General features: G+C 71.1%; 18 protein-coding genes. 9 read left to right on the top strand and 9 right to left on the bottom strand.

Annotated features, from left to right (window positions below):
* Positions 1-2: 2 nt before the first annotated feature.
* The 7 genes from ACTHAM_RS00805 to ACTHAM_RS00835 all read right to left on the bottom strand — a co-directional run bounded on the left by ACTHAM_RS00805 (position 3) and on the right by ACTHAM_RS00835 (position 11,865).
* The gene (locus ACTHAM_RS00805) at positions 3-4,058 is read right to left on the bottom strand and encodes an immunoglobulin-like domain-containing protein (protein ID WP_440683774.1); all 4,056 of its coding nucleotides are present in this window, start codon (positions 4,056-4,058) and stop codon (positions 3-5) included.
* 214 nt (positions 4,059-4,272) lie between these two features.
* The gene (locus ACTHAM_RS00810; RefSeq protein ID WP_440683776.1) at positions 4,273-5,322 is read right to left on the bottom strand and encodes an ABC transporter permease subunit; all 1,050 of its coding nucleotides are present in this window, start codon (positions 5,320-5,322) and stop codon (positions 4,273-4,275) included.
* A complete protein-coding gene (locus ACTHAM_RS00815; RefSeq protein WP_440683777.1) occupies positions 5,319-6,344 on the bottom strand; it encodes an ABC transporter permease in 1,026 nt (341 codons plus the stop codon). Before ACTHAM_RS00815 ends, ACTHAM_RS00810 begins: the two co-directional genes overlap by 4 nt.
* A complete protein-coding gene (locus ACTHAM_RS00820; protein ID WP_440683779.1) occupies positions 6,341-7,870 on the bottom strand; it encodes a sugar ABC transporter ATP-binding protein in 1,530 nt (509 codons plus the stop codon). Before ACTHAM_RS00820 ends, ACTHAM_RS00815 begins: the two co-directional genes overlap by 4 nt.
* A gap of 111 nt (positions 7,871-7,981) precedes the next feature.
* Complete coding sequence (locus tag ACTHAM_RS00825; RefSeq protein ID WP_440683781.1) at positions 7,982-8,977, bottom strand: ABC transporter substrate-binding protein; 996 nt, start codon at positions 8,975-8,977, stop codon at positions 7,982-7,984.
* A 313-nt stretch (positions 8,978-9,290) separates the two neighbouring features.
* Positions 9,291-10,325: a LacI family DNA-binding transcriptional regulator gene (locus ACTHAM_RS00830; protein WP_440683783.1), complete on the bottom strand. Its 1,035-nt coding sequence runs from the start codon at positions 10,323-10,325 to the stop codon at positions 9,291-9,293.
* A 43-nt stretch (positions 10,326-10,368) separates the two neighbouring features.
* Positions 10,369-11,865, bottom strand: a complete 1,497-nt coding sequence (locus ACTHAM_RS00835) for a sugar ABC transporter ATP-binding protein (RefSeq protein ID WP_440683785.1) — start codon at positions 11,863-11,865, stop codon at positions 10,369-10,371.
* Positions 11,866-12,014: 149 nt separating this feature from the next.
* Between ACTHAM_RS00835 and ACTHAM_RS00840 the strand changes: the two genes are divergently transcribed.
* From ACTHAM_RS00840 to ACTHAM_RS00880, 9 genes are all read left to right on the top strand, one after another.
* Positions 12,015-12,620, top strand: coding sequence for a TetR/AcrR family transcriptional regulator (locus ACTHAM_RS00840; protein WP_440683787.1), 606 nt, complete (start codon positions 12,015-12,017; stop codon positions 12,618-12,620).
* Positions 12,621-12,757: 137 nt separating this feature from the next.
* Positions 12,758-13,933 (top strand): methyltransferase domain-containing protein, encoded by a 1,176-nt coding sequence (locus ACTHAM_RS00845; protein WP_440683789.1) that lies wholly within the window; start codon positions 12,758-12,760, stop codon positions 13,931-13,933.
* Positions 13,930-14,154 (top strand): hypothetical protein, encoded by a 225-nt coding sequence (locus tag ACTHAM_RS00850; RefSeq protein WP_440683791.1) that lies wholly within the window; start codon positions 13,930-13,932, stop codon positions 14,152-14,154. Before ACTHAM_RS00845 ends, ACTHAM_RS00850 begins: the two co-directional genes overlap by 4 nt.
* Before the next feature lie 93 nt (positions 14,155-14,247).
* The gene (locus ACTHAM_RS00855; RefSeq protein ID WP_440683792.1) at positions 14,248-14,805 is read left to right on the top strand and encodes an RNA polymerase sigma factor; all 558 of its coding nucleotides are present in this window, start codon (positions 14,248-14,250) and stop codon (positions 14,803-14,805) included.
* A 2-nt stretch (positions 14,806-14,807) separates the two neighbouring features.
* Positions 14,808-15,533, top strand: a complete 726-nt coding sequence (locus ACTHAM_RS00860) for a hypothetical protein (RefSeq protein ID WP_440683794.1) — start codon at positions 14,808-14,810, stop codon at positions 15,531-15,533.
* Between the two features lie 270 nt (positions 15,534-15,803).
* Entirely contained in the window at positions 15,804-16,337 is a 534-nt protein-coding gene (locus ACTHAM_RS00865) for a hypothetical protein (protein ID WP_440683796.1), read from the top strand.
* Positions 16,338-16,546: 209 nt separating this feature from the next.
* The gene (locus ACTHAM_RS00870; protein WP_440683798.1) at positions 16,547-17,449 is read left to right on the top strand and encodes a peptidoglycan-binding domain-containing protein; all 903 of its coding nucleotides are present in this window, start codon (positions 16,547-16,549) and stop codon (positions 17,447-17,449) included.
* Positions 17,449-18,081: an ABC transporter ATP-binding protein gene (locus tag ACTHAM_RS00875; RefSeq protein WP_440683800.1), complete on the top strand. Its 633-nt coding sequence runs from the start codon at positions 17,449-17,451 to the stop codon at positions 18,079-18,081. The genes ACTHAM_RS00870 and ACTHAM_RS00875 overlap by 1 nt, the downstream gene beginning before the upstream one ends.
* Before the next feature lie 143 nt (positions 18,082-18,224).
* Entirely contained in the window at positions 18,225-19,250 is a 1,026-nt protein-coding gene (locus ACTHAM_RS00880; protein WP_440683802.1) for an ABC transporter permease, read from the top strand.
* 650 nt (positions 19,251-19,900) lie between these two features.
* Here the strand turns inward: ACTHAM_RS00880 and ACTHAM_RS00885 are convergent.
* Positions 19,901-20,206 carry a hypothetical protein gene (locus ACTHAM_RS00885; protein WP_440683804.1) on the bottom strand — a complete coding sequence of 102 codons (306 nt, stop codon included), beginning with the start codon at positions 20,204-20,206 and terminating at the stop codon, positions 19,901-19,903.
* 405 nt (positions 20,207-20,611) lie between these two features.
* Positions 20,612-20,896, bottom strand: coding sequence for a hypothetical protein (locus tag ACTHAM_RS00890; RefSeq protein ID WP_440683806.1), 285 nt, complete (start codon positions 20,894-20,896; stop codon positions 20,612-20,614).
* Between the last annotated feature and the right edge of the window lie 525 nt (positions 20,897-21,421).

Consider the following 21,421-nt stretch of genomic DNA (forward strand, 5'->3'; position numbering starts at 1 on the left):
GGTCAGTCGACAGCCGCCCCCAGGCGTCGGCGGCGGACCGCCAGCACCGCGGTGAGGCCGGCACCGAGCAGCAGCAGGGCGGTCAGTGCCACCGCCCCCGCGGCATCGGCACCTGTGGCCGCCAGGCCGCCGGTGGTCGAGCCCTGGACCACGACGGCGACCGAGGAGACCTGGACCCCGTCGACCAGCAGCACCAGGTGGTGCTTCCCCGCCGGGGTGCCGGTCGGGATCGACCCGGTGAGCACCGCGGTGCCGTCCGCGGCCGTGGTCGCCGAGGCGATCAGGACCGGGTCGGAGTGCAGCTCGAGCCGCACGGCGGATCCCGGTGCGGCACCGGTGACCTGCAGGGACACGGCGCTACCGGGCCTGAACGTCGTTCCGTCGCGCAGCACCTGGCCGCCCTGCACCCACCGGAGCGCCGGGGCGCCCGCGGGCGTGGTCGTCGTGCTGGGCGCGGGGGTGGTCGGCGCCGGGCCGGCCGTCGGCCCCGCGGTGGGCTCGGTGGTCGGCACCGTCGTCGGGGTCGCGGTCGGCTCAGCGGTCGGCTCGGCGGTCGGGGTTGCGGTCGGCTCCGGGTCCGGGTCGTCGGTCGGCAGGGCGACGTCGACCTGCGACCCGCTCCCGGTGATCTCCGCCGTGCCGGCGTACGCCGCCGCCACGGTGACCGTGCCGGTCAGCGAGTCGGGCAGGGTCGCGGTGGCCCGGTACACGCCGTCGTCCTCGGTCAGGTACACGGTCTGGGACCACGCACCGGCCGTGAACGTCACCGCCCCACCGACCTGACCGCCGTCGGCCGCCGAGACGATCGCCGTCGCGGTGCGCTGCGCGGCGGACGCCGTGACGCCCAGCGACGAGCCCGTGGTCTGCAGGGGGTTGCCCGTCAGCGAGTTCCACTGGTTCGCCGTGACGGGCATGACCGTCCCGTGGCGCGAGCTCGGCAGGCTGCCCGACACGCGGGTCCAGGCGGCGGCGTCGAGGTCGTTCGTGCCGAGCGGGAAGTACCCGCTGCCGCCGTAGTTGTCGAGGTACAGGTAGTAGTCGTACGGGCTGGTGTCGCCCTCGTTGGCCTTGAAGATCGTCGGACCCTCGACCGCACCGGAGAACCCGGCGTTCTTGGCGATGCAGGTCGCGACGCTGGTCCAGCCCTGGCCGGCGCCCAGGCTCGCGGCCGTGGTGACGGCGCTGAGGCTGGTCGACCGCTCCGAGATGATGTCGGTGCAGCCGGTCTGGCCGCCCTCGTCCTTGGTGAACCGGTAGTACGCGTCGCCGTCCTTGAGCACCGTGGAGTCGATGCGGGCGGCGCCGGTGTCCTGCCAGATGCGCGGCTCGGAGAACGTGATGAAGTCCTTCGTCGTCGCGTACATCATGCGGGCGTAGCAGCCGCTGCCGGACTCGGTGGTGATGCAGGTGGTGCGGGTGTCGTCGGTGAACACGCGCGACGCCCAGAACACGACGTACTCGCCGAGCTCGTCGTCGTAGTAGGCCTCGGGTGCCCAGGTCATGCCGGCGGTGTCGGGCGAGACCTTGACGTGCCGCTGCGCGGACCAGGTGACCAGGTCGGTCGACTCCCAGATCTCGATGTACTGGCTGCCGTCGGTCTGGGCCCGCCCCCAGTCGCCGTTGCGGCCGATCGAGAGGTCGGTCGCGATCAGGTAGAACGTGTCGCCCTCGACGGACCGCAGGATGAACGGGTCACGCAGACCCTTCTCGCCGTACTGCGAGGTCAGCACGTACTGGCCGCCGTTGAGCTCGCTCCACGACAGGGCGTTGTTGCCGTTGGACGCGGCCAGGTAGATGTTCTCGCCGGCCACGGAGTTGCCGGTGAAGTACGCGAACGCGTACGCCTCGTCGGGCACCTCGCGCGGCAGGGCCGCGACGGTGACGGGCACCTGACGGGTCACGGTGGCGTCCCCGGAGGTGACCCGGGCCGTGAGGGTGGCGTGCGTGGCGGGGTGCCCGTACGCCGGGCGGACCGGGTCGGCGTACACGGTGCCGGCGTCGGTGACGAGCGGCAGCACGTCGGCGTCGCCGGTGGTCCACGTGATGGTCGACCCGTTGACCGTGCCGGTGCCCGGCAGGGTGACGATGGTGCGCAGGGCGTCCGCGCCGGTGACCGTGAGCGCGGCGGCGTCGGCCTCGGCCTTCTCGGTGTCGCTGAGCTGCGCGAGGACCGTCAGGTCGAACGACTGCGTGAACGTCAGGCCGCCTCGCGTGAGGGTCGCGGTGAGCGTCACCGGGGCGTCGGCCGCCCCGGGTGCCGGGCGGGTGACGGTGCCGTCGGCGGCGACGACACCGGGCGCGCTGCTGGTCCAGGTGATCAGCGGTGCACCGGGCAGGTCGAGGTCCCCGGTGATCTGCGTGGTGTCGCCGAGGTCGACCGTGGCGAGCAGCTGCTGCCAGGCGAAGTCGGCGTCGACGCGCGCGAGGGCCGAGGCCTGGTCGGCGGTGACGGCGCTGCGGTAGACCTTCACGTCGCGGTACAGCGTCGGCACGTTGTAGAACGCGGTGGCGTCACGGTTGAGCCGCAGCACGCCGTTGCCGATCGACGAGGCGTCCTGCGTGACGCCGGTGGTCTGCGCCGCCTGCACGCCGTTCTCGTAGACGGTCAGGGTGTCGGCCGCGGCGTCCAGCACCACGGTGACGTTCATCCACGTGTCGCGCACCTGCGGGTGGTCGGTGGCCGCGACGGCCACCTGCGTACCGCCGACGGTGACGACCGCCGCGCTGGAGGTCGCGGTGCGGAACGGCCGGTACGAGATGTTCGTGGCCGTGGCGCTCGAGCCGTACGTGAACAGCGTGCTCGACGGCGACCCGGTCGCGGCCGACGAGACGTTCACGTCGAACGAGAACGCCATCGACCCGCCCGCGAGCGTGAAGCCGGTGAACGCGTTGTTGGCGATGTACCCGCTGGTCAGGTCGACGTACTGCTCGGCCCACACGGCGTTCGTGACACCCCCGATGCTCGACGTGCGCGTGGTGTCGGAGCCCTGGAACGCGGCCGTCAACGGGTAGTGCGCGGCCAGCGCGGTGGCCGGCGGCAGCGAGGTCTCCCCCGCCGCGAGCGCCGGCACGGTCACCGGGAACGTGCGGGTGCCGGTGGCCCCGCGCACGGTGGCGGTGGCCGTCAGGGTCGCGGTGGCGTCGGGTGCGCCGCTGGCGGGGCGGGTGACGGCACCCCCGGCGGTGACCACGGACGCGTCGCTGGTGGACCAGGTGACGCCGGTGGGCAGCACCAGGTCGGCGGTGACCGCGGAGGTGTCCCCCAGGTCCACGGCGGCCAGGACGGCGTCGGCGGTGCTGCGCGCGTCGGCGTCGGCCAGGTCGCGCACCTGACCGGCGTCGAGGGCCGCGGTGTAGATGCGGGCCTCGGCGAGCTCTCCGCCGAACCCGTTGTCGCCGGCGTACGCGGACCCGCCGAGGCGGTTCACGGTGTGGTCGGCCAGCGTCGCGGGCGACATCGTGACGGCCGCGTTCTGGGCGACCTGCGTGCCGTCGACGTAGAGGGTCATGGTCGAGGTGCCGTTGCCGTTGTCCGCGAACGTGGTGGTGACGTTCTGCCAGACCCCGGCGGTGAGGTTCGTGCCCGTCCAGGTGGCGTTCTGCTCGGCGGCCCAGTTGGTGGGGGTGATCGTGGAGCGCAGCGTGCCGTTGGTCGAGGTGAACCAGGAGCCGGTGCTGCCGCTGTTGCCCGACGTGCCGCCGAGGTTCCACAGGAACCCGGGCCGGCTGAGCGAGGCGGCGTCGGCCTTGACCTCGACGCTGACGGTCGCCTCGGTCTGCCCGGCGAGCAGCCCGGACGGCAGGGCGACGTAGCTGCCGTTGTTCGCGGCACCGGGCAGGTCGAGCGAGGCGCCGGTCCAGGTGGCGCCACCGACGACCGTGCCGTGCAGGCCGTGGCCGGTCGCGTCGGTGACCACCGTGCCGGTGGTCTCCTCGAACCGGTAGTGCGCGAGCAGGGAGTCGTCGGGGGCGGCGGCCAGTGCGGGTGGCGCTGCCACCAGGGGGCCGGCGAGGACGGCGAGTGCCGCGAGGGCACCGCCGACGGGTCGGGGAATCATCGTTGATCACCACTTCTTCCGCAGGGCAGGGGTGGGCGGTCGAGCCCGCGGCGGTCCGGCTGGACCGTGCGCGCGCACGACTGAGGGACGTCCGGAAGGGACGTCGCCGGTGTGGGGGTGCTGCGAGGTGGGGGTGCTGCGAGGGGCGCACGGGCTGTGCCCGTGCCGAGGGGAGCTCCCCACGCCGGCCCCCTGACGGCGCGGGGAGCGGGTCCTACTCGTTCTTGCGCGAGCCGACCACGACGCGCTGCAGGATCACGAACGCCAGCAGCACGACGCCGGTGATGATCGTCGTGGCCTCCGCCGGGATGCTGCCGTCGCGCGTGATGAGCACGTTCATCAGGCCGAGCACCAGGGCACCGACCACGGAACCGAGCACGAAGCCCGCCCCCCCGGTCAGGAGCGTGCCGCCGATGACGGTCGCGGCGATCGCGTCGAGCTCCCAGCCGGTGCCGGTGATGTTCTGCGCGATGCCGAGCTTAGAGGTGTAGACCACCGCTGCCAGGCCCGCGCAGGTGCCGCTGACCACGTAGATCAGCAGCTTGGTGCGGGTCACGGGCAGGCCCATGAGCGAGGCCGACTGCTCGGACCCGCCGATGGCGTACACGGTGCGGCCGAACCGGGTGCGGTGCAGCAGCACGAACCCGGCGACCACGACCACCACGGCGATCAGCACGTTCGGGGTGGTGACCAGGTCGTTCAGCTTGGGCCCGTCGATCAGCTTGATCTCGGTGGCCAGGTTCCGGAACGCGGAGTCGTCGGGCAGCCGCTCGGGCTCGGTGCTGAGGATCGAGGCCAACCCGCGGGCCAGGAACATCATGGCCAGCGTCGCGATGAACGGCTGCACCGAGAAGTACTGCACGAGCACGCCGGACAGCAGCCCGAAGAACGCGCCGATGAGCACCATGAGCACCATGGCGAGCCCGGCGGGCAGCCCGGCGTTGATGAGCATGACGCCGGACACCGAGGAGAACGCGACGACCGCGCCGACGGACAGGTCGATGCCGCCGGCGAGGATCACGAAGGTCATCCCGACGGCCAGGATGATCAGGTAGGCGTTGGTGATGAACAGGTTGGACACCGTGTTCAGCGCGAAGATCTTGCCGTAGGCCGCCTCGCCGTACACGAGCATGACCACGAGGATCGTCAGCGCCGCGACCGTGGGCAGGGCGCTGCGGTTGAGGTGGATGCGGGACCGCACGACGGTCGGCACGAGGCTGCGGGTGGCGTCCGGGCCCGTGGGGGCTGTGGTGGTGGCGCTCACGCGGCGACCTCCTTCGGGGTGACGACGCGCATCCGTCGTCGGGTGAACAGCTCGCGCACCCGCGGGGACTGCATGAGGCAGACGACCACGATGACGACGGCCTTGAACGCGGGGGTGGCCGCGGACGGGATGGACAGGAACGTGATGGTCTTGTCGAGCGTGACGATGAGGAACGCGCCGATCACGGACCCACCGAGGGAGAACTTGCCGCCGGCCAGCGACGTGCCGCCGATGACCACGGCCAGGATCGCGTCGAGCTCCATGTTCATGCCGGTCTTGGCGACCTCGACGGTCATCACGTTGGCCGTGGTGAACACGCCCGCCATACCCGCCAGCAGCCCGGAGACCGCGTAGACGGTGAACAGGATGTTCCGCGGCCGGATGCCCGACATGCGCGAGGCTCGCGGGTTGATGCCGACGGACTCGATCATGAGCCCCAGCGCGGAGCGCCGGACGACGAGCGCGAGCACCACCACGACGGCGATGGCGAGCAGGAACGCCACGGGGATGCCGAGCACGTACCCGTTGGCGATGAACTTGAAGGGTGCGCTGGTGGCGGTGGTGTTCTGCCCGGAGGTGATGACCTTCGCCAGGCCACGCCCGGCGAGCATCATGATCAGGGTCGTGATGAACGGCTGCAGGCCGATCACGGAGACGAAGAACCCGTTGAGCACCCCGAGCACGAGGCTCAGGCCCAGGGCCAGGCCGAGCGCCGTGAGCACCGCGGCGGGCGAGCCCGGGTCGCTGGTGCCGGCCAGGTACTCCATGGACACCGCACCCGAGACGGCCATGACGGCCCCGACGGACAGGTCGATGCCGCCCGTCGCGATGACCAGGGTCATGCCCGCGGCGATCATCAGCACGGGGGCGGCCCCGCGCAGGATGTCGATGAGCGAGCCGTACAGGTTGCCGTCGTTCAGGGTGATCTGGACGAAGCTGGGGTCCTTGGCGACGTTGACGCCGAGCAGCAGGACCAGGGCGACGATGCCCCACAGGTACTGGCTGCGCAGTGCGGTCCTCATGCGGCTTCGCCCTCTCTCGCGATGATGGTGACGATCGTGTCGGCGGTGACCTCGGGACCGTTGACCACGACGTCGACCTGGTGATGGTCCCGCAGCACGACGATGCGGTCACTGAGCCGGACGACCTCCTCGAGCTCGGAGGAGATGAACACGACGGCCATCCCCTCGCTCGCGAGGGCCACGACGGCCTCCTGGATCTCGGCCTTGGCCCCCACGTCGATGCCCCGCGTGGGCTCGTCGAGGATCAGCAGACGCGGTGCGGTGGCCAGCCACCGGGCAAGCAGCACCTTCTGCTGGTTGCCGCCGGACAGGTTCTTGATGGGGCGCTCGGCGTCGGCGGGCCGGATGTTCAGCTCGGCGATGTACTTCGCGCACAGCTCGTCCTGCTCGCGGCGCGGCAGCGGGCGCATCCAGCCGCGCTTGGCCTGCACGGCCAGGATCAGGTTCTCGCGCACGGACAGGTCGGCGATGATGCCCTCGTCGCGGCGGTTCTCGGTGGAGAACGCGACCCGGTTGGCCAGGGCGGCCACGGGCGAGCCGACGGTGGCGCGCTTGCCGTCCAGGTGCAGCTCACCGGCGTCGGGCCGGTCGGCGCCGTACAGCAGGCGGGCCAGCTCGGTGCGTCCCGAGCCGAGCAGCCCCGCGAACCCGACGACCTCGCCGGGGTAGATGTCCAGGTCGGCGGGCTGCACGGAGCCGCGCCGGCCCAGGCCGCGGGCCTCCAGCAGGGGCTTCTCGGCGGAGTCGCGCACCCGCTCCTCCCGTTCGGAGGCGAGCGAGGCCAGCGTGGCGAAGTCCTTGCCGATCATGAGCGAGATCAGCTCGTTGCGGGGCAGCTCACGCGTGAGGTACTCCCCCACACGCTGCCCGTTGCGCAGCACGGTGAGCCGGTCGGTGATCGCGTAGATCTGGTCGAGGAAGTGCGAGACGAACAGGATCGCCACGCCTTCGTCGCGCAGCCGACGGATCACCGCGAACAGGTTCTCCACCTCGTGCGCGTCCAGGCTCGAGGTCGGCTCGTCGAGGATCAGCACCTTGCAGTCGACGACCATCGCGCGGGAGATCGCGACGAGCTGCTGCAGCGCGATGGACAGGCTGGACAGGGGTGCGCGCGTGTCGAGGTGCTCCAGGCCGAGCTTGGCCAGGGCCTGCCGGGCCAGGGCGTGCGTGCGCCGCCAGCTGACGCCGAGCGGGCCGCGGGCCTCGTGGCCGAGCATGACGTTCTCGCCGATCGACAGGTTCGTGCAGAGGTTGACCTCCTGGTACACGGTGGCGATGCCCGCGTCCTGCGCGTCGGCGGTACCGCCCAGGTCTCGCTGCTGCCCGTCGACCACGATCGTGCCGCCGTCGATCCGGTAGACGCCGGTGAGCGCCTTGATCAGCGTGGACTTGCCGGCGCCGTTCTCGCCCATGAGGGCGTGCACCTCGCCCGGCCGGAGCGTCAGGTCGACGTCCTGCAGGGCCTTCACCCCGGGGAACTCGATGGAGATCCCCGTCATCTGCACCACTGGTTCTGGTTCGGTCATGTCCTCGCCTCGCGCGTCGCTGCGTCGTCGTGCCCCACCGGCAGGTCGGTGGCGCGGGTCGGTCGTCGTGCACCGGGCGGGTGGGTCCCCGCCCGGTGCACGACGGTCCGGTCAGTACTCGCGGTCGGGCAGGGCGGCCTCGGCGGCCTCCGCGGAGTCGAAGGTCACCGAGTCGATGATGATGTTGGACTCGACCTCCTCACCGGCGAGGAGCTTGTTGACGACGTCCACGGCCGTGTCGCCGAACAGCGGGTTGTACTCGGCGACGAAGCTCAGCTGGCCGTCGATGAGGCCCTGCAGCGCGGCCTTGGTGCCGTCGATCGTGATGATCTTGACGTCCGTGCCGGGCGTGAGACCGGCGGCCTCGACGGCCTGCGCGGCACCCAGACCCATCTCGTCGTTCTGCGCGAACACGAGCTGGATGTCGTTGTTGTGGGCCTTGAGCATGGTCTCGAAGACCTTCTTGGCCTCGTCCGTCGACCAGTTCGCGTCCTGGCTCTCGAGCTTGGTGAAGCCGGTGGCGTCGGCCATGGTGTCGTCCCAGCCGCGGTTGCGCTCGTTGACGACCGACAGGCCGGCGGGGCCTTCGAGCACCACGTAGTTGGCGCCCTCGGGGAAGGTCTCGATGGCCCACTCGGCGGCGGAGACGCTGATCGAGTAGTTGTCGGGGCCGATGTGCGTGGCGTACAGGCTGTCGTCGTCGGGCTCGATGCCGCGGTCGAGCAGGAGCACGGGGATCTCGGCCTCCTGCGCCTTGCCGAGCACGTCCTCCCAACCGGTGGCCTCGGTGGCCGACAGCAGGATCACGTCGACCTCCTCGTCGATGAACGAGGTGAAGGCGGTGATCTGCGAGTTCTGGCTGCCGTCGGTGGCCGGGGAGTACTTCAGGTCGAAGCCGGCCTCCTTGCTGAAGGCGGCCTTGACGTTGTTCTCGTTGGCGGTGCGCCAGCCACCTTCGGGGCCGACGGCCACGAAGCCGACGGTCACCAGGTCGTCGCCGCCGGCGGTGGCGGCGTCGTCGGTGCCTCCCCCGCAGGCCGCGAGGCCCAGGGCGAGTCCGGTCACGGTCAGCGCGGCCAGGCCGGCGCGGGTCTTCTTCAGGGACACGTCGTCTCCTCCTCGGGACGAGCCCGACCGTCGAGGCACCACGACGTGCTCGACGGCGAGCACTGCACGGACGACGGGCCGCATCGGTGCGGCACGTCGGGGAACCGGACCACCTCACGTGCCGATCGGGGCCGCCCGGCGCGGGGTCGTAGGGCTCGCACTCCGTTGCGCGAGCCGTTGTGAACCCTCACATCCGGCCGGTGTGCCGATCTACGCTCAGACTGAGCGCGTCGTCACGCCTGGTGTCGTGTCCGATATTAGCGCTCACAATTCGGTGCGCAAGGGGTTCGTCGACCTGCAAGGTCACGAAATGTTAACGCTCACGGTCTCCCGGGCGGGGCACGTCCGTCGACTCGCGCACCACCAGCGTGGGCAGCACCTTCGAAGGCCGCGGGGCGCCGTCCGACTCGATCGCCGCCAGCAACCGCGCCATGAGCAGCGCGCCCAGCTCCTCGAAGTCCTGCCGCACCGTGGTCAACGGCGGGCCGAAGTGCGCCGCCTCGGGGATGTCGTCGAACCCCACCACGCTCACGTCACGCGGCACCTGCAGCCCCCGGACCGTCAACGCGTGCATCACACCCAGGGCCATCGAGTCGTTCGACACGAACACCGCGGTGCACGCCGTGCCCACGTCCGGCGTCGACGCGTACTCGAACCCGCTGCGCGCCGACCAGTCGCCGTGCACCAGACCGCGCGCCGGCAGCCCCGCGTCGGCCAACGCGTCCCGCCAGCCCCGCACCCGCTCCGCCGAGTCGGGCGAGGCCTCCGGGCCGGCCAGGTGCGCCACCGCCGTGTGCCCCAGCTGCAGCAGATGCGTCGTGGCCAGGCGCGCCCCCGCGTACTGGTCGATCGCGACCGAGGCGCCCGTGGCCTGCTCCGTCGGGTCGACCGTCACCATCGGGACACCGATGTCCATCTCGTAGGTGGCGCTCACCACCGCCCGCTCGGCGGCGACCAGCACGATCCCCTCGACGTTCTGCCGGATCAGCGACTCGATCGCCTGCCGCACGTCGGCCACCACCGGGCTGAGCATGCTGATGGTCAGCACCGAGTACCGGGCCTGGCGCGCCGCCTCGTTCACGTGCAGCGCGATCGACGACGGCCCGTACCCCGCACCCGCCGTGACGATCAGCCCGACGACCCGCGTGCGCTTCGTGACCAGCGCCCGCGCCGCCGGCGAGGGCGTGTACCGCAGCTGCTTGATGGCCTGCTCGACCCGGTCGCGCGTGGTGGGACGCACGTTCGGCAGGTCGTTGAGCACACGCGAGACCGTCTGGTGCGACACCCCGGCGAGCCGGGCGACGTCGAAGATGGTGGCCGCGCGCTGCGGGACGTCCTTCTCGCTCACCGCTCCCGCCCTGTCACGTGCCTGCCGCTGCTCGACACGGCCATCACCGCTCCACGCGGTCCCCGTAGGCGATGAGCGCGAGCACGTCGTCGAGGGTAAGGCCTGCGTTCTCGACGTCGGCGACAAGGGTCCCTTCCCGCATGACGACGATCCGGTTGCCCATGCGCAGGTTCTCCTCGAGCTCGGCCGAGACGAACACCACCGACATGCCGTTGTCGGCCAGGTCCGCCACCACCTTCTGCAGCTCGGCCTTGGCCCCGATGTCGATCCCCCGGGTCGGCTCGTCGAGCACCAGCATGCGCGGAGCGGTGGCCAACCAGCGGGCCAGCAGCACCTTCTGCTGGTTGCCACCCGAGAGCGTGCCCGCCTTCACGTGCGGGTCGGCCGGGCGGATGTCCAAGGACTCGATGTAGCTGGCCACGAGTTCTTCACGCCGGGCCCGCCGCAACGGCCGCCACCAGCGCCGCTCGGCCTGCAGGGCCAGCAGGATGTTGTCGGCGACGCTCAGGTCCTCGATGATCCCGTCGCCGCGCCGGTCCTCCGAGGAGTACACGACGCGTGAGCGGATCGCGTCGCCCGGGTCACGGAACCTCACCGCCCGCCCGAGCACCCGCAACGTGCCCTGGTCGGGCTGGTCGACACCGGACAGCAGCCGCACCAGGTGCGTGCGCCCCGACCCCAGCAGCCCGGCCACGCCGACGACCTCGCCCTCGGACACCTCGAGGTCGAACGGGGTCACCGCGCCCTTGCGAGCCAGGCCCTGCGCGCGCACCAGCACGCGGCTCTCGTCCACGTCGCGCGCCTCGGCCTGCTCGGCGACCTGCTCGAGCACCGAGATCTCCTTGCCGATCATCTTGTGCACCAGGTCGACGCGCAGGATCTCCTCGGGCAGGTACTCCCCCACCAGCCGGCCGTCGCGCAGCACCGTCAACCGGTCGGAGATCTCGTACACCTGCTCCAGGAAGTGCGACACGAACACGATCGCGATGCCCTGCTCCTTGAGCGTGCGGATCGTGGAGAACAGCCGGGCCACCTCGTGCGGGTCCAGGCTCGAGGTCGGCTCGTCCAGCACCACGACCCGCGGCCGGACCACGGTCGCGCGGGCGATCGCCACGAGCTGCTGCACGGCCATCGGGTGGTCACCCAGGCGCGAGGCCGGGTCGACGTGCACGCCGAGCTCGGCCAGCACCTCCGAGGCCCGCGCCCGCATCGCCCGCCGCGAGATCAGGCCCCACCGCCGCGTCTCGTGGCCGAGCATCACGTTCTCCGCCACCGACAGGTTCGGCAGCAGGTCCAGCTCCTGGTAAACGGTGCGCACGCCCATCCGGATCGCGTCGGCGGGCCGCGGCACCTGCACGGGGCGGCCGTCCATCTCGATCGTGCCCGCATCGGGCTGCTGCACGCCGGTCAGCACCTTGAGCAGCGTCGACTTGCCGGCGCCGTTCTCGCCCAGCAGCGAGTGCACCTCACCGGGGAAGAGCCGCAGGCTGACACCGTCGAGCGCCAGGGTGCCCGGGAACGCGACCGTGACATCGCGCATGTGCACGATCGGATCGGGCGTCATCATCGACTCGATTCGTCCAGTGGCCTGCTCGTCCAGGCGGGCCGTGCGGGCATCGTAGTGGCGCCGACGGCCGGACGCCGGACCCCGTGGCCCAAGGATCTGACACGACGTGCGATCATGTCAGGATGCCGAAGATCATCGGGGGTTCTCTCCACGAGCACCGCGAGCAGACGCGCCTGAAGCTGTTCGCCGCGCTGTCCGCGCTCATGGCCGAGCGCGGGTTCGACGCGATCACCCTCGCCGAGATCGCCCAGGTGGCCGGCGTCGGTCGCACCGCGGTCTACAACCACTTCCCCGACAAGGAGTCCATGCTCCTGGGGTTCATCACGCACGAGACCGAGCAGTACGCCGCGACGCTGCAGCGGTCCCTCGACGACATCGAGGACCCGGTCGACCAGCTCAGCACCTACGTGCGCCAGCAGGCCCAGCTCAAGCGCGTCTACCACGTGGCCCCCGGGCCCGAGCTGCGCTCCGTGCTGTCCCGCGGCGCCCAGCAGCGCGTGCGCGAGCACGTGGTCGTCGTCGAGCTGATCCTGCGCCGCATCCTGGCCGCCGGCATCGCCTCCGGGGCGTTCCCCGAGCAGGACCTCGAAGTCACCGTGCCCCTGGTCAACGCCTGCCTGTCGGGCCGCGGTGTGCCCGACGACGGCCCCGACCGCGAGCGCGCCATCGCGCAGACCGAGGCGTTCGTGCTCCGCGCGGTCGGCGCGTCCGCGCCCGTCCCCGCGTGAGCACCGCCCCTCGCCCCAGGCGCCACGGCGACGCGCGACCAGCCCGCAACGACGAGCGTCGACCCGGTCGCCCGCAGGACGCCCGACCCGCTCGGCCGGACGCCCGTGCCGACCGGCAGGGCAAGCCGGGCCGACCTGTGGATCGCCACCCCGGCCGACGCGACCCGCGCGAGCAGACGCGCACCGCGCCGCGCAGCGGCCCCCGGGCGACCCGCGTCGAGCTGACCTTCCTGCCCGGCCTCGGCGACGTGCTGGCCGACGAGATCACCGCGACCTTGCGTCCCGAGCGCCCGGCACAGCCCGTGCGCGGACGCGAGGACGCCCTGGTCGTCGAGCACCGCGGACCCCTCACCGACGTCCTGGCCCTGCGCACCGCCGTCGCCGCGTTCGTCTCGCTGCACTTCGACGTGCCGCGTCCCCGCTCGCTGACGTCCGGCGACCACCTGGCCCGGATCGTCGAGGCCGTGTACGCCTCGCTGCGGGCCCGCGGCTCGTCCACCTTCCGGTTCGAGGCTGCCGGGCGCGACTCCGTCGCGTTCACCAAGCTCGCCGCCGCCGTCACCGAGGCCACCGGCCTGCGGTACGACGACACCAACGGCGAGCTCGTGCTCAAGGTCCGCCGCGGCGTCGCTCCCCGTGGCGACGCGCGCCGGGTGCCTGCGCGCGGGTCCGGCGCGAACCCCCGGTCCACGGGGTCCGCCACCGAGGTCGACCCCGGCTGGGACGTGCTGGTCCGCATCGGCCCCCGCCCGATGTCCGCCCGCACCTGGCGGGTCCGCGACTACCCGGGTGCGGCCAACGCGACCATCGCCGCCGCCATGACCCGGCTCGGCGGTATCCACGAGCAGGACCGGGTTCTCAACCTCATGAGCGGCTCCGGCACCCTGCTCATCGAACGCCTGCTGGCCGGCCCCGCAGCGCAGGCCGTGGGCGTCGACGTCGACCCCGACTCGACCGCCATGGCCACCGAGAACGCCGCCGCCGCGGGCCTGGCCCGCCGCACCACGTGGGTCACCGCCGACGTCCGCTCCCTGCCGCCCGAGCTCGACGGCCCGTTCGACCTGGTGCTCGCCGACCCGCCATGGGGCACCCTGCACGGCTCGCACTCGAGCGCAGTCGAGGTGCACACCGGCCTGCTGCACGCCGCGTACGACCGCACCGCCCCCGGCAGCCGCCTCGTCGTGCTCACGCACGAGATCACCGTGATGGAGAAGGTGCTCCGCGACCAGGCCGCCCGCTGGACCGTCCGCACCGAGCAGAAGGTCTACGCCAAGGGCCACCACCCCCGCATCTACGTCCTGGACCGCACATGAACCCCACCGACAGCCCGACCATCGACCGCGCCGACGGTGAGGTCCCCGCAGGCGACACCCACGCCCCCGAGCTGACGCTCACCCGACCCTCCGGGCGTACCCGCGGCCAGTGGCGGGAGACCGCAGGCAGCGGCACCGTGCTCGCGTTCAGCGCCCTCGCCGTCGTGCTGGCCGGCGCAGGCATCTGGGTCTGCATCCTCTGCCTCAACGCCGCGCTCTGACGCCTCCGTCGCACGCTGAGGTGCGGCGAGCGGACCACACGTCCTCTCCGGCGTGTTGCACTCCGCTCTCTCCGGACATGAAGGGGTGTGGGGATGGCTGCTGACGACGGGACGCGCATGGCCGAGTTGTGGGCGGCTCACAGCCGCAACGTCCTGGCATTCGCGAGTCGTCAGGTGGGCCCGGATGCAGCGCAGGACGTGCTCTCGGAGACGTTCGTCGTCGCGTGCCGGCGCATGGCGGACGTCCCAGAGGAGCCCCTTCCGTGGCTGCTCGTGGTCGCCAGGAACGTGATTCGCAACCAGCAGCGCAAGAGCCGCCGGGGCGAGGCTGCGTTCCGCGAGATGGCGAACCTGCGCGGCGTGCTGCTCCACGAGGCTCCCGAGCGGCACGTCGCCGAGCGAGAGGCGCTCGTCCACGGACTGGAGCAGCTGCCGCCCCTCCTGCGCGAGGCCCTTCTTCTGACGGGGTGGGACGGCCTCAGCAGTGAGGACGCCGCGCGGGTCGTGGGATGTCGACCTGCGACCTTTCGCGTCCGGCTCGCGCGGGCCCGCCGGAGGCTCACCGAGAGTGCGGAACGAGACGAGTGGACCCTCGACGGTGGCGCGACGCCCATCGTGGCCGCAGGGGCCCGAGCTGAGACGAAGGAGTGATGATGGCTGCGCCTGACCCGATCGAGCTGCTGGCGATCATCCGTCGCGAGCACGACATCGACGAAGCTCGTCTCGATGCCGCGTGGCAAACCGTGAGTGGCGCCACGCGGTACGACGGCCCGGCTGTCCCACGACTCACAGCGGTCAACCGCGGAGCCCTGTGGCGGGCCGGTGCGCGTCTGGTCGCCGTCGCCGCGGTCAGCGCGGGACTCGTGGTGTCCACAGCGTCGTGGTGGCGACCCGAACCGGCGTTCGCCGGGTGGACCGCAGTACCGGACGCCGTTGCTGAGTCGCCGAACCTGTCCCCGAACTGCCGGGGTGCACTGCAGGCCGCAGGAGCGCCGGACGGCGTCGAGGCAGTCGCTGCAGAACGCCGCGGCCTCAGCGTCCTCAGCCTGGCGGAGGGCGGCGATGGCTGGGGACTCTGCCTGTCGATCAGTGATGAGGCGCATGTCTGGTTCGCGTCGGACCTCACGACGCGCTCCACCGCGGTCCAGCACCTCGGCGGACTGTCGGTGGGAGCCCAGGCCGTCGGCGTCGTGATCGGCGTCGTGCCCGAAGGGTCAACGGTCACGATCGAGCCGGAGGATGGACCGCGCACCACTGCCACGGTCTTCGAGGGTCACTTCTTCGCATGGTGGCCGGCTGACCACGTAGGTGAGGTGACGGTCTCGGTGCAGGACCAGTCCGGCGAGGTCACATCGGTGAGCAGCTCGCTCGCGGGCTAGCGAGGTGGCCAGACCCAGGATGTTGCACCTTCGGCATTGCGGACATTGCTGGGTATGTGGACAACCAGCCGCACCAGGCGCCACGTGCGCCGATCACGTCATCGGACGTTGCGCCGTGGGCAGAGGCTCGCTGTCGGCGCCGTCACCCTGTGCGCTCTGCTGGCATCGACCTCGGCCTGCTCCAGCCCCGGCGGCCCGGCGACTCCGCCCGCAAAGACATCGGGCGCCTCGGCGGTTCCTGACGACTGGAGTGTGGACGAAGCGGGGCTGATGAGCCTGTACAGCCAGTACCTCGAGGGGCTCACAACCCAGTACATGCTCGACGAACCTCCGCAGACTGAGCTCGTCCGCTTCGTCAGCCAGGACGAGTGGGCACAGACGCAGATCGACTGCCTCGCGGGGGAAGGCGTCGCCGCCCACCTCGGGTCCCAGGGGGGTATCGAGTACGACGACGTGCCGACCGAGCAAGGACCGGCGTTGCGCGAGGCGGCCTACGTGTGCGCCGCCGAGTACGCGGTGGATCCGAGGACGCAGCAGCAGCTACCTCGTGTTCGAGCCAAGATGCAGTACGCGTACCTGGTCTCGACCGTCGCTCCGTGCGTGACCGGGCTGGGCTACCCGGTCGACGACGCCCCGTCGGAAGCGACCTGGTTGGGTCAGTACTACTCGGGTTCATCGCCCTGGGACCCGTATGCCGACGCAACGGCGACCGTCTCGGTCGGCGAAGCAGACCAGATCCTTGACGAACTGTACGAGCGGTGCCCGCACGACTCCCCGGACTTGTTCCCACCGGTGACACAGTGAGCACCCCCCGGCAGAACGGCTCCACAACGGCACGGCCTACGGGACGTAGCTTCGTTCGCATCGGTGCGGGTAGCGCGGCTGTCGTCGCACTGGCCGCCCTGGCGTTCTGGGCAGGGCGTGCCACCTTCGTCTCCCCCACCGCAGTCGCAGCACCGCAAGGCTCCGTGACGGCAACCGTCACCGAGTCCACGATCGGGAGATCCGTCGCGGTGAGCGTCACGGTGTCGCAGCCGACAGCGGCACTGGCGACGAACCTGCTCGCCGGAGTAGTCACCGCCGTGACCCCAGACGGTTCACGCGCGACGGGTGACCCCATCTACTCCGTGGCAGGCACCACGGTGCGCGTGATCGTCGGCGCGGTGCCCTTCTACCGGCCCTTGGCAGCGGGCACAGCCGGTACCGACGTCCGGCAGCTGCAGGATGCCTTGGTCGCGCTCGGCTATCTGGGCCGGTCCGACGGGACATTCGGCACGACAACGGACCGAGCGGTACGCGCGTGGCAGAAGGCGAACGGAGCAGCACCGACCGGGCAGGTCGCCCTCGGCGAGCTCATCGCCGTCCCGGCGCTGCCGTCCGAGCTCAGACTGGGCGACGAGATCACGCTGGGGGCGTTGATCGCTGGTGGGGAGGACGCGGTGATTGGCCGCACCGGCTCGCAGGACTTCCGTGCTGTGCTCTCCACGGAACAAGCCCAGCTGATCGCCCACGACACCCAGTTCGTGGTGTCCTACGACGACCAGACATGGACGGCGATCGTCGCCGACAGCGCCGTCGATGAGGACGGGAACACCGTGATGAGGTTGACCGCACCCGGCGGCGGGCCGGTCTGCGCGGATGCGTGCGCACGGCTACCAGGGGATGAGGTTGTCACCCTGCGCGCCACCGCCCTCGTCGTCCCTGAGACCCGTGGGCCATCCGTGCCGGTCGCTGCGCTACGGACCGCGACGAACGGCTCGTCCTACGTGCTGCTGGCGGACGGCCAGAGCGTCACGGTGACCTCGCTTGCGTCAGCGCAGGGACTTGCGGTCGTCGAAGGCCTGCAGGTCGGCCAGGTCGTGCTGATCGGCGACGCACCACAGCCCAAGGCCAGCGACTCACCTGGAGCCGGGTAGTGCTGGCCGTGAAAGACCTGGCCTTCACCTACCGCCGGGGTGGTGAGGAGCTCTTCGACGGCCTGAGCCACACCTTCGCGCCGGGGGCATTGACTGCCGTGACCGGCCCGTCCGGACGAGGTAAGTCGACGCTGCTGTACGTGTTGGGCCTCATGCTTCAGCCCACGCGCGGAGTGGTGGAGGTGAATGGAGCGCCGGTGAGCAGCCTTCCCGACAGCTCGCGTGCGTCGTTGCGAGCGCACCAGATCGGCTTCGTGTTCCAGGACGCCGCGCTCGACCCCTCACGGTCGGTCCTCGATGCCGTGGTCGAGCCGGCTCTGTACGCCGGGGTCAGGCGCTCGACCGCGTCGACGAGAGCTCGCGAGCTCCTTGCCGCCCTCGGAGTCGAGGATCGCGTCGATCACCGCCCCGGGGAGATCTCCGGTGGCCAAGCGCAGCGCGTGGCAGTCGCCCGAGCCTTGGTGAACGCGCCGACGATCGTGCTCGCTGACGAACCGACCGGGAATCTCGACCGAGCGAATGCCGCGACCGTGCTCCAAGCACTCCGATGGGCAGCGGCTGAGACGTCGGTCGTGATCGCCACACACGACCCCTTCGTGCTCGAGCATGCCGATGAAGTGGTGGCACTATGAGCCAGGATTCCCGTAGTCCCGCAACCGGGAACCAGGGTGCGTTCCGCGCAGGCGGGTCCGGCGTCCGCATGGGCGCCCTGTTGCGCGAAGCTGTGGTCTCCGCCTTGGCGCGGCCGGTTCCGACCGCCATGATTCTCGTCCTGGTGGCTGCCACGTGCGTGACCACGCTGCTGACCGTCGGTCGCGCGGCCGCCACCCAGGCGCAGGTTCACGCCCGCCTTGACTCAGCGGGGGCGCGCCTGATCGTCGTCAGCGACAGCGCCCACAAGGGTCTGATCTCCACCGCGGTGGTCGACGTCGTCAACCAGCTCAACACGGTCCAGGGGGCTGTCGCGATCGACACTCCACGGGATGTCGTCTCGACCGCCCAAGGCAGGGGTGGCACGAAGACCCCCCTGTGGCACGTACTCGGTGACCCGGCCACCGCGGTGACCCTCACCTCCGGTCGATGGCCACGTGCGGGAGAGGGAGTCGTGGCGGAGGACGCGATGACGAGCCTCGGCCTCGAAGGGCCCATCGGTTCAGTCGAGAACGACGTCGCCCAGTGGCCGATCGTCGGGACGTACCGCGCTCAGGACAGCTTCACTGAGCTCGACGGCGGCGTCCTCGCACGGCCTGTCGTCGTCCGGGAGGACCCGCAGGCTGCGACCGTCGACAGGCTCTACGTCCTGGCTTCCAGCGCCGGCGACGTCGAGTCCGTGCAGAGTCTGGTCCTGTCGGCGATTGCTCCGCCGGCGTTGACCGACGTCACCGTGCAGTCGCCGAGCACCCTCGCCGACCTCCAGGCCCACGTCGGGGCAGATCTTGGCTCCTTCAGCCACACGCTGCTCGTCCTGGTCATGACCGCCGGCGCGGGCCTCACTGCTGTCGTGGTGCTCGCGGACGTGCTCATCCGACGCCCCGACCTGGGGCGACGGCGTGCCCTGGGTGCCACCCGCTACACGATCATCTGTCTCATCACGCTGCGGACACTCGTTCCGGCGATCGCGGGCGCGGTACTAGGCACCGCCGTCGGTGCCCTGACGGGCGCAGGGTGGGGCGGACTACCCCCAGCCAGCTTCGTCGCCGGCACGGCAGTACTCGCGAGCTTGACCGCGGTCTTCGCCGCCGTTCCTCCGGCGATCGCTGCCTCGTGGGCTGACCCGGTGAGGGTGCTTCGCACGCCGTGACGGCGCGCTATCGCCGTAGTGCCTGCGAAGTGTCCGTAGAGCAGCGGACGGAAGCGCTCGGGCAGGGGACCGCCGGGACCGTCGGCCCCCTGCCCGAGCGATGAACCCGTCAGACCCCGCAGACGGTTCCCGCGGGGCAGTAGCAGGACGCGTTCATCGAAGTGAAGCTGCCGGTGGTTCCCATCGAGGCGGAGTGGCTTCCTGCTGTGGTCGCGCCGCTCCACGAGTGCGCACCGCTCGTCGACCAGGAAGCCTTAGGCACTCCGTCGACGGAGTAGGAGACACCGCCGGTGGTGTTCGAGGACATCGCACACCGGTAGTTGACGCCGCAGCCGCCGACTTGATATCGGGCCCACGGGGAACCCAGGCCGTCAAGCCGCAAACGTTCGCGACTGTGGCCCCGCAGAACACGGGCTAACCTCGTGCTTTGACCCCACCCGGGGCGCGCTGCGGCGGACAGTTCGCCTGCGCGCTACCTCAATGCTCGCGAATCGCGGATGGGGATCGTTCGGGTCCAGGCGATCGCCACGACCAATCGAAGGTTGTCCTCGACGTCCTGAATCCTGTGCGCGGCTATGCGCGCCACCCGATGCCGCACTGGCCGGCATTGGCGCGGCATCAGCAACCTCGAGTCCCGCGTGGCGAGGGGATCAGAGGATGCTGGAGATCGTCACCATGCCCGCGGTCGCCAGGAAGCACACGGTGATCGCGGCCAGCAGCCCGCCGTAGAACCGCCAGTCACGCCAGTCCGACGCGGCACGCTGCACCCGATCCGGCGCCGGCAACGGGCGGGCCAACCACGCGGCGGCGTGTTCCGTCGAGCAGAAGCCGCGGTACCAGTGCAGCTCGGTGACGCCCTCGTCGCTCTCCAGGTCCAGGGAGCACCAGCCGGGCGGGTGCGAGCGCGCGCGTCTGCCGCAGTAGGTGCACTCGAGGTGGCCGTCGTCGCCCGCCATGCGCCCAGCGTGCACCGCGTCCCGGACCGGCGCACGGGGACAAGAGTCCTCCCGGCACGCTTCACCCGGTCACCGTCGTAAGTGGGGAGACAGGTCTCACGCTCTGTCGTTGCCCGATCGACTCAGTCGCGATCGGGCCGCCGGCCGGACCCTCCAGCCGAAAGGCCGCCCGAAGGGGGCGTTCGGTCGAGACCCGCGCAGAGAACTCCACCACTGCCTCCCAGCCAGCGGGCTCGTCCGGGGCCGACCACAGCAACTCGCCGGCCACCATCACGTCACCGCCCCACACGCCCGTGTAGACCGCGGCCTGGTCACCCTCGGCCGTCACCACGAAGGCGTGGCAGTCGGCCAGCACGGTCGTGTGCCTCGCACCCCGACCCATCCGTTCGCCACGGACCTGCCCTGTCAGAACGTGAAGTCGAGGAGGAAGCGAATCGGCGCCCACAAGGCCCGGCCCACGAGACGCAGGGGGTGGACCCTGTCGGCCCTGCCCTTCAAGATCGTGGCGGTCACGAAGCAGGCAGCCCCGAGGACGAGGACCACGGCAGCCGCGACGGCCGCCCAGAGCGGGGGTGCGCCAACGAGGCCCCACAGCATGACGGGGCCGGCAAGGACGGCGAGCCCGAACGCCGCCAGCCACCATCGCCCCGCGCCGGCGGGGATCCGCTCCGGATCGGGCGTCATGTCCACGGACCCATCCTGCCGTCGGCCGACCCTCGTGGTGTCGGATTCGAGAGGTGGACCCCAGCCTCCGCCCGCCCGGCCCTCGTCGTGTTGTCGTTGCTGCGAGACTCGTGAATGCGACAGACGGGACGAGAACTGGCGCAACCCCGACCACCCGCCCCGTACCGCTCGACGCGGGCGGCCCATGGAGGCTGGGATCCACGTAGGTGCTGTTGTCCTCCACGCAGGGCCGGTGCAACTCGGTCAGGCGCCCAACTGCGATGCAGCGGGCGACATGGACGGGCTTGACCACGTCCCCCACTCCTACCCGTTCATGGGACAAGATGAGGGGCCAGCCCGCAGCAACGGAACTGGCCCCTCTGCACCGAACGCCCGGCAAGGCGTCCGATGCGGCTACTTCGACTGGACGGTCGTGCTGGGGTGCCCATCGGCGTACCCCTGCGGCACGAAGCGACCGGTGCCCGCATCACGCGGCGCATCGGTCGGCTTCGACCCGCTGGTCACACGCACCGTCGTGCTCGGATGCGTTGC

Origin of the sequence: Cellulomonas soli (assembly GCF_052036975.1) — a bacterium.
Taxonomy (GTDB): domain Bacteria; phylum Actinomycetota; class Actinomycetes; order Actinomycetales; family Cellulomonadaceae; genus Cellulomonas; species Cellulomonas soli_A.